The organism is Bradyrhizobium sp. UFLA06-06 (assembly GCF_054820065.1).
The window spans coordinates 1-1,522 of record NZ_JADFUD010000152.1; the positions used below are offsets into that span (position 1 = coordinate 1).

Sequence of the window (1,522 nt, forward strand, 5' to 3'; positions counted from 1 at the left end):
AGTTCAGCCGTTTGTCAGCATCGAGGCACTTGCGGCGCTCGCCGCGCTGCTCGATCTGGCGTTGAAGGACCAAACGCCATCAGCCGTCCTGCTTTCTGGCGCATCCAGAGCCTCTCACAACCAGAATCGGGGAGAGACTCATGTCGCGCGAGACGGCAATGCCAGGGAGCCGATACCGACACAATCGACGATCGCGTCCGCAGCATCAGCCAGATCTGTTCGGGGGCGGCCCGTCAAACGGCGCCATCGGCGCGCCCGCATGGCTGGAGCTGCCGGCGGAAGCGCGGGCAGCGCTCACGAGCCTGATGACGCGGTTGATCCTCGACCATGCTGCGACGGCAGCGACGTCGCGCGCGAAGGAGGCTGATCATGATCTCTGACAAGGTCAGGCCTCATCATTTGCAGCGCAAGGCGATTCTTTACGTGCGCCAATCCTCAGCCCATCAGGTGTTGCACAATCGCGAAAGCAGCGCACTACAATACGCCATGCGGGATCGGCTGATGGCGCTCGGCTGGTCAGAGATCGAAGTGATCGATGATGATCTCGGTCGTTCAGCCGCCGGCGGGGTCCAACGCGCTGGCTTTGAGCGGATGGTAGCGGAGGTTTGCCTCGGTAAGGTTGGTGCGGTTTGCGCCCGCGAGGTCTCGCGCTTCGCTCGCAATAGCCGGGATTGGCAGCAGCTCATCGAGATGTGCCGCGTGGTCGACACCGTTCTGGTCGATCAGGAGACCATCTATGCGCCAAGGCACGGCAACGACCGCCTGCTGCTCGGGCTCAAGGGGAGCCTCAACGAGTACGAGCTGGATTTGTTGCGCCAGCGCTCGCTTTCGGCGCGCTACGAGAAGGCACGCCGGGGCGAGTTGGTTGTGGCGGCGCCCGTCGGCTTCGTGAAGGCCGGCGACCGTTATGAGAAGGATCCGGATCGGCGTGTCCAGGAAGCGATCAAGCTGGTGTTCGACAAGGTCGAGGAACTGGGCAGTGCCCGACAGGCGCTCTGCTGGCTCCACGAGTACAACCTCGATCTGCCGGTGAAGCAGACCAACGGCGATACGGCCTGGCGGCGACCGAATTACTCCACCATCCACCGGATCATTGAGAACCCGGTCTACGGCGGCGCTTATGCCTATGGTAAGACGGCTGTGGCGGCGGGATACACCGCCGCGGGCGTGAGCGGGAAGATCCGCCGCAAGAGGCGGAACGAATGGTTGACGCTGAAGCCCAATACCCACGACGGGTATGTGAGCTGGGAGAGGTTCGAGGCGATCCGCGCCATGGTCAGCAGCAACGTTGCCACTGGTCGACATCACGGCGCGCCCAAGCATGGAGACACGCTGCTGGCCGGTCTGATCCGGTGCAAGCGCTGTGGCCGCAAGCTCACAGTCCGGTACACAGGCATGAAGCACCATATCCCGCGCTACAGCTGCAGCCGTGCCTGGATGGACAATGGCGGCCCTCTCTGCATCGCCTTCGGCGGATTACGCGTCGATGATGCAATCGAGGAAGCACTGCTTGGCGTTGTCG

2 protein-coding genes are annotated in these 1,522 nt (G+C 63.0%); both read left to right on the forward strand.

The window, feature by feature from the left end; genetic code table 11:
• Positions 1-140 precede the first annotated feature (140 nt).
• Positions 141-380, forward strand: a complete 240-nt coding sequence (locus tag IF803_RS42410; RefSeq protein ID WP_461196152.1) for a hypothetical protein — start codon at positions 141-143, stop codon at positions 378-380.
• Positions 370-1,522: recombinase family protein (locus tag IF803_RS42415; RefSeq protein WP_461196153.1), on the forward strand; the 1,153-nt coding region annotated here is incomplete at its 3' end. The genes IF803_RS42410 and IF803_RS42415, both read left to right, overlap by 11 nt.

What these genes read in the sequence shown, in the direction of transcription:
- IF803_RS42410 (WP_461196152.1), top strand. Translation starts at nt 141, where the DNA reads ATGTCGCGCGAGACGGCAATGCCAGGGAGCCGATACCGACACAATCGA.